The organism is Nocardia vermiculata NBRC 100427 (assembly GCF_001613265.1).
GTDB lineage: Bacteria > Actinomycetota > Actinomycetes > Mycobacteriales > Mycobacteriaceae > Nocardia > Nocardia vermiculata.
Genome location: NZ_BDCA01000044.1, coordinates 36,836 through 43,689, shown reverse-complemented (window position 1 = coordinate 43,689; position 6,854 = coordinate 36,836). Strand labels below are relative to the sequence as shown.

The following is a 6,854-nucleotide window of genomic DNA, read 5'->3' as shown; positions in this document are numbered from 1 at the left end:
GGCCGGCACGTTTACGCATACCACCGGAGATCTCGCCGGGGAGTTTGCCCTCGGCGCCGAGCAGACCGGTCAGCTCGAGCTTCTCCATCACGATCTGCTTGATCTCGGATTCGTGCTTCTTGGTGTGCTCCCGCAGCGGGAACGCCACATTGTCGAACAGGTTCATCGACCCGAACAACGCGCCGTCCTGGAACAACACACCGAACAGCTTGCGGATCTCGTAAAGCTCCTTGTTGGAGCAGGTCGTGATATCGGTGCCATCGATGAAGATGGACCCACGCTCCGGGCGCAACAAACCGATCAACGACTTCAGGAAGACAGATTTACCGGTACCGGAGGGGCCGAGCAGAGCACTGACTTCACCCGACGGCAACGTCAAAGTGACGTCCTGCCAAATCCGCTGGGACCCGAAAGATTTCGTAACGCTCTCGGTCCTGACCTCGACGCCCACGCCAACCTCCACGTATCTCGCCTGCGGCCTCGGCCCGGCTCGGGAAGCCGCCCCGTCGACAGTGCAGTATCGGCCGGTAGCGGCAATTGGTGAAGATGTTAATTCATATTCTGCCCCCGCGCTGGGTGTTCACGGGGTAGATATCGCGGGACGCTCGAGGCTTTGTCCGCTCCTCGTCCGCTCGTCGCAGTGACTTGTGCCACCCAGTGGGAGCATTTCGCCGCGGCGCCGGAAGAACAGGCAGGCTCGAGGGCCCGAGCGGTCGGACTCGGTGCATAGGAGGAGACGTGGAGACTGCGAAAGTGCCGGACATGGGAACCCGGCGCACGGATACCGCGACACTGCTGCTGGACCGGCTGGGTGACCAGCGGTTGGGGCTACGCACCCGCGAGCAGGACTGGACCTGGGATGCGGTGGTCCGTGAATCGGCCGCCCGCGCGGAGCTGGCCCGCGCCATGCGCCGCGACGGTCCGTTCCACATCGGCGTGCTACTGGACAACGTTCCCGATTTCATCTTCTGGGTGGGTGCCGCCGCCCTGTCCGGCGCAACCATCGCCGGAATCAACCCCACCCGCGGCGATGCTCAGCTGGCCGCCGACATCCGCTACGTCGACAGCCAGCTGATCGTCACCGACGCCGCGGGCATGGCACGCCTGCGCGATCTGGATCTCGGCCTCGACGCCGACCGCTTCCTGCTCATCGACGACCCGGGCTATCCGGCGCTGATCGATGCGCATCGCTGCGAACCCACCGTCACCGCGACCCCGGATTCGCTGCTGTTGCTGCTGTTCACCTCCGGCACCTCGGGCAGTTCGAAAGCGGTCAAATGCAGTCAGCGCCGCTTCGCGGGTATGGCCTACGGTTCGATCGACAAGTTCGACCATGTCCGTGAAGATGTCGAATACTGCTGCATGCCGCTGTTCCACGGCAACGCGTTGTTCGCGCTGTGGGCGCCGTCGCTGGCACTGGGCGCCACCGTCTGCCTGACCCGGAAATTCTCCGCCTCCGGATTCCTGGCCGATGTCCGATTCTTCGATGCCACCTTCTTCACCTACGTCGGTAAGGCCCTGGGTTACCTGCTCGCCACCCCCGAAGCCGACAACGACAGCGACAACACCCTGGTGCGTGGCTTCGGTACCGAGGCCTCCGTCGCCGACCAGGAGCAGTTCCGGCGTCGCTTCGGCGCGTTCCTGTTCGAGGGCTACGGATCCAGTGAGGGCGCCAATCTGTCCACTCCGGCCGACGACGCCCCGCCCAACGCGCTGGGGCGCCCCACCCATGCCGGCGTCGCCATCGTAAACCCGGAGACCATGCAGGAGTGCGTGCCGGCCGAACTCGACGAGTACGGCCGGGTCCTCAACCCCGAGGACGCGATCGGCGAGATGATCGACAAGGCCGGGGCGGCCGCGTTCGAGGGGTACTACAAGAACGACGTCGCCGATGCCGAACGCGTCCGCAACGGCTGGTATTGGACCGGCGATCTCGGCTACCTCGATGCCGACGGCTTCCTGTATTTCGCCGGGCGCAAGGGGGATTGGCTGCGGGTCGACGGTGAGAACACCTCCACCCTGCTGATCGAGCAGGTGGTGCGCCGTCATCCCGGCGTGATCGCCGCCGCCGTCTTCGGGGTGCCCGATCCACGCTCGGGCGATCAGGTCATGGCGGCGATCGAGGTCGCCGATCCCGCGGCCTTCGATGCGGTGGAGTTCGCGCAGTTCCTGACCGGACAAGAGGATCTCGGCAGCAAGGGCGCGCCCCGGTTGCTGCGAGTGTCGGGAAATCTGCCGGTCACCGGGTCCAACAAGGTGCTCAAACGCGATCTGCAGGAACAGAAGTGGCGCACCGAGGAGTCGGTGTACCGCTGGATCGGTCGCGGCGAGCCGAAGTACAGCCTGATGACGGCGGTCGACAAGGCTGCCCTCGAAGCCGAATTCGCCGCGTACGGCAGGCAACACGTGGTGTAGCCGCTCCGGGAAGCGGAGGCTCACGCCTGTTCGAGGTCGTGAGTTGCCGGTCCCTCCAGCAGCTTTCCGTCGTGTGCGAACCGGGACCCGTGTAGCGGGCAGTCCCACGACTGCTCGGCGTCGTTCCAGCTCAGCACGCCGTACAGGTGCGGGCACACCGCAGACACCGCGGTGGTGGCGCCGTCGACGGTGCAGACGCCGACGGGCCGGGCACCGCGGCGCTCCACCCGGCCCTGCCCCTCGGCGGGCGCGCCGTCGCCGCCGGATCGGATCGCGTCGATCCAGCCGGTGGCGAGATACCGCGCCATGTGGGCGTTGAGCGATGCCGCTTTCGCCGCGCCCGCGAGTTCGCTGCCGCGCCAGGTGCGGTAGGCGTCGGCCCACGGCTGCTGCCCGCCGAGCACGGTGCCGGTGAGTGCCAGCGCCGCCGCGACCGCATTGGTCATACCCCACTTGGCGTATCCGGTGGCGACGAGCACGGTGTCGTTGCCCGGGAGCAGCGGGCCGGCGTAGGGCAGTTCGTCGATCGAGGCATAGTCCTGCGCCGCCCAGCGGTGCGTGGGGTGCGCGCCGGGGAAGTGGGTGCGGGCCCAGTCGATCATCTCGTCCAGATGCGCCTGCGGGGAGCGGCTGCGCCCGACGATGTGCCCGCTGCCGCCGACCAGCAGCAGATCCTCGCCGCGGTGCGGTGCGTACCGCAGCGATCGGGTCGGTGAGTCGGCCGACAGGTACATGCCGCGCGGGAATTCACCGGGCACCCGCAGTGCGGCCGCATACGAGCGGTTCGGTTCCAGCCGGGCGAAGAATCCGCCCCGGTCCAGAATCGGGGTGCCGGTCGCCAGCACAACGGCCCCCGCGCAGATCCTGCCGTGCTCGGTATCGACGACACCGCTGTGCACACCGTGGACGCGGGTGTGCTCGAAGATCGTCGCCCCGTGATCGCATGCCTGCAGGGTCAGGGCCTCGAGCACATCCATCGGATCGAACTGCGCCTGGCGGGGGAGCCGGACCGCGCCGTAGGTTCGCATCGGTAGTTCCGTCGCATCGGTCTGCTCCACCTCCAGTCCGGCATCCGCACAGGCGCGAAACTCCTTGCCCACCAAGGCGGCACCCGCTTCGGTACCGGCGTAGGTGATCGCGTCCTCGCGCTGGGTGGCGACATCGTTCTCGGCGCAGAACCGCAGCAGCCACTGCTGCCCCTGCAAATTGCCTGCGACATAGTCCAATACGGTCCTCGCCGAGTGTTTCGCGGCGATCGCCGACAGATGAGTGCCCTGCAGCAGGCTGAGCTTGCCGGTGGTGTTTCCGGTTGCGACCGCACCGATGGTGCGAGCCTCCAGGACGGCCACCCGCCGTCCGGCACGGGCGAGCAGTAGCGCGGTGGTCAGCCCCGTCAGCCCGGCGCCGACCACGACACAGTCGTATTCCTCGCCCGGTGCGGGGGTCACGGGTACCGAGACCGGGGTGCGGTCCAGCCATAGCGATGTCACCGATCTCGCCTTCCGTCGGAGGTCACGATGCGTGCGGCTCAGCGGGGATTCCCCTCGTGGTCGGGAGGTGCGGGCGGACCGTCGCGGCGGCTGCGGATCCAGCGGTACAGGATCACCGCCGCGACCAGCACGACCAGAACGAGGATCACCAGTAACTCCATATCCAGCCCGTACCCGGCCTCGGCGCCTTCAACCTGCGGCGCGGAGTCTTTGTTCGATGCCCGGCGTCTTTGTTCGATGCCCGGCCGTGTGCCCGCCGAGCGTCGCGACCTCGTACCGGCGTCGCTCGAGTCGGGCGCGGGATCAGCTGAAGCTGCGGCGGTAGCTGTGCGGGCTGACGCCGGTGGTGCGCTTGAAACGGTCCCGGAAAGCAGCGGGGGAGCCGAAGCCGACCTGGGTGCCGATCCGCTCCACCGAATGGGTGGTCGATTCCAGCAGGTGCTGGGCGCGGCGGATACGGGCGCGGTGCAGCCATTGCAGTGGGGTTGTGCCGGTGTGCTCACGGAAACGGCGGATCAGGGTGCGGGTGCTGACACCGACGTGGGTGGCGATGTCGTCGAGTGTGAGTTCGGCGTCGAGATTGTTCTCCAACCACGACAGCACCGGCTCGAGCGCATGGCCACGCGGGGTGGGCGGGTAGCCGTGCACGATGAATTGTGCTTGGCCGCCTTCACGTTCGAGCGGCATCACCGACAGCCGGGCAGTGTCGGCGGCGACCGCGGAGCCGTAATCGCGGCGGATCATGTGCAGGCACAGGTCCAGCCCGGCGGCGGCGCCGGCGGAGGTGAGGATCTGCCCGTTGTCGACGTAGAGCACATCGGGATCGACGTCGATCCCGGGATGCGCGGCGGCCAGTTGCGCGGCGGCGATCCAGTGGGTGGTGGCGCGCAGGCCGTCGAGCAGTCCGGTTTGCGCCAGCGGAAAGGTGCCGGTGCAGATGGAGGCGATGCGGGTGCCTTGTGCCGCGGCAGCGCGCAGGGCCTGGCGGACGGCGGGGGAGATCGGCGCGGCGGGATCACTGGTGCCGGGCACGATGATGGTGTCGGCGCCGTCGAGCGCGGTGATCCCGAACGGCGCGCGCAGGGTGAAGACACCCGCGTCGACTTCGGGCTGTTCGGCACACACCCGAACTCGATAGCCGGGGCGGCCGTCCGGTAGACGGGTTCGGGTGAAGGATTCCACCGGTACGGCCAAATCGAACGAGATCACCTTGTCCAGGGCCAGAACGGCGACGGTGTGCATGGCGAGAATATAGCTCCTCACGGAACTGGATCTTGCGGGAAGTATGCGCAACAGCATCGAATATCGCACGGTGAGGAGCCATTTCCAGCACTCTGTCGATATCCCGTCGAAACCTGGCAGAAATGCCACTGGGAGCAGGGAAGTCACCCCATTAGCGTCGGGGGCTGCCGGTATCGCCGGCAGCTCTCGACGGGGAAAGGGAATCCTGCATGCATGCGCAGATCGTGTTGTTCGACGGCTTCGATCCGCTGGACGTGATCGCACCCTACGAGGTGCTACACGCCGGCGGTGCCGCATCACAGGGGGCGATCAGTGTCGAACTCGTGTCCGCCGAAGGGGCGCGGGAGGTGGTCGGCGGCACCGGGGGCCTGCGGCTACATGCGGCTGCGGCGCTCGACCCGGGCCGCGCCGGGCTGGTGATCGTGCCGGGCGCGTCCGGTCGGGTCGGGGACCCGGAAGACGTGCCCGACCAGGTGGTGGGAGCGGCCGGCGAGTGGAGACCGGACGAATCCGTTCCGGTACTGCTCGGCCGCACTCTGCGCACCGACCTGCCCGAACTGTTGCGTGCCGCGATGGCGAATCCGCAGATCACCATGGCGACCGTATGCGGTGGATCGCTCGTCCTGGCCATGGCCGGTTTGCTCGAGGACAGATGTGCCACAACCCATCACCTGGGGCTGGATCTGCTGGACGCCACCGGAGTACACGCGGTCGCCGCCCGCGTGGTCGACGACGGCGATCTCGTCTCCGGTGCGGGCGTCACCTCCGGGCTCGACCTCGGGATGTATCTGCTCGAACGCGAACTCGGGCCCCGGATTGCGCACGCGGTCGAGAAGTTGTTCGCCCACGAGCGCCGCGGCACCGTCTGGCGCCCCGCAGGCGCGGTCCCCGTCACTGTCTGAACTGCACGTCACCACCATCGATCCGTGAGGAAAACCATGCCCGCCGAAGGTATCTGGGACCTGACCATAGCCACCCCGATCGGCCGCATCGCCGCCGTTGTGGACCTGCGCCGTGACCGCGATACCCTCGTCGGCACCGCACACGGTGCCGACGAGCAGGTGACGCTGCGCGACGTCGTACTCTCCGGCAGCCGGCTCGCCTGGAACCAGGCCGTCACCAAGCCGATGCGGTTGAACCTGGCCTTCGCGGTGACCATCGACGGCGACGGCCTGAGCGGCACGGCGAAGGCCGGCCGCCTGCCCGCCTCGAAGGTCACCGGTGTGCGTCGTCCGGCGCCGGAGACCGTGCAGTGACCGAAGTTCTGCTGTCGCTGCATGTTCTGGCCGCGCTGATAGCCATTGGCCCGGTGACCGTCGCCGCGAGTATGTTCCCCGCCGCAGTGCGGGGGACCGGCGCCGCGAACCCGGTTGTCCTGCACCGTGTCTGCCGGGTCTACGCCGGTGTCGGCTGTGCCGTGCCGGTGCTCGGGTTCGCTACCGCAGCCGCCCTCGGCGTGCTCGGTGACGGATGGCTGTCGGTATCGATCGCGCTGACCCTCGCAGCCGCCGCGCTGCTGGGTGTCATGATCCTGCCCGATCAGCGCGCCGCCCTCGCCGGCGGCGAGGGAATCGAGAAGGTGGCCGGCCGCCTGGCCATGACCACCGGAATCTTCAACGTGCTCTGGGCGACCGTCACGGTCCTGATGATCGTGCGTCCCGGATCGACCACCGGCGCATAAGCGTCGCGACACGGAGACAATTGCGC

General features: G+C 67.8%; 8 protein-coding genes. 4 read left to right on the top strand and 4 right to left on the bottom strand.

Going from position 1 to position 6,854, the window contains the following annotated elements; translation table 11 throughout:
- The coding region (locus tag NV2_RS28940; RefSeq protein ID WP_174550648.1) for an ABC transporter ATP-binding protein at positions 1–451 on the bottom strand (451 nt) is incomplete at its 3' end.
- Positions 452–762: 311 nt separating this feature from the next.
- On the opposite strand from NV2_RS28940, the gene casI reads away from it, so the two are divergent.
- Complete coding sequence (gene casI, locus NV2_RS28935; protein WP_067881565.1) at positions 763–2,415, top strand: steroid-22-oyl-CoA synthetase; 1,653 nt, start codon at positions 763–765, stop codon at positions 2,413–2,415.
- A 20-nt stretch (positions 2,416–2,435) separates the two neighbouring features.
- Here casI and NV2_RS28930 read toward each other — a convergent pair whose 3' ends face one another.
- The 3 genes from NV2_RS28930 to NV2_RS28925 all read right to left on the bottom strand — a co-directional run bounded on the left by NV2_RS28930 (position 2,436) and on the right by NV2_RS28925 (position 5,147).
- Positions 2,436–3,905, bottom strand: a complete 1,470-nt coding sequence (locus NV2_RS28930) for an FAD-dependent oxidoreductase (protein WP_067881546.1) — start codon at positions 3,903–3,905, stop codon at positions 2,436–2,438.
- Between the two features lie 38 nt (positions 3,906–3,943).
- A complete protein-coding gene (locus tag NV2_RS32765; protein WP_281198570.1) occupies positions 3,944–4,066 on the bottom strand; it encodes a hypothetical protein in 123 nt (40 codons plus the stop codon).
- Between the two features lie 142 nt (positions 4,067–4,208).
- A complete protein-coding gene (locus NV2_RS28925) occupies positions 4,209–5,147 on the bottom strand; it encodes a GlxA family transcriptional regulator (RefSeq protein WP_067881562.1) in 939 nt (312 codons plus the stop codon).
- A 209-nt stretch (positions 5,148–5,356) separates the two neighbouring features.
- On the opposite strand from NV2_RS28925, the gene NV2_RS28920 reads away from it, so the two are divergent.
- The 3 genes from NV2_RS28920 to NV2_RS28910 are packed head-to-tail and all read left to right on the top strand — an operon-like array spanning position 5,357 to position 6,828.
- The gene (locus NV2_RS28920) at positions 5,357–6,049 is read left to right on the top strand and encodes a DJ-1/PfpI family protein (protein ID WP_067881541.1); all 693 of its coding nucleotides are present in this window, start codon (positions 5,357–5,359) and stop codon (positions 6,047–6,049) included.
- A 24-nt stretch (positions 6,050–6,073) separates the two neighbouring features.
- Complete coding sequence (locus NV2_RS28915) at positions 6,074–6,403, top strand: hypothetical protein (protein ID WP_307613586.1); 330 nt, start codon at positions 6,074–6,076, stop codon at positions 6,401–6,403.
- Positions 6,400–6,828 carry a hypothetical protein gene (locus NV2_RS28910; RefSeq protein WP_067881537.1) on the top strand — a complete coding sequence of 143 codons (429 nt, stop codon included), beginning with the start codon at positions 6,400–6,402 and terminating at the stop codon, positions 6,826–6,828. Before NV2_RS28915 ends, NV2_RS28910 begins: the two co-directional genes overlap by 4 nt.
- The last annotated feature ends 26 nt before the right edge of the window (positions 6,829–6,854 follow it).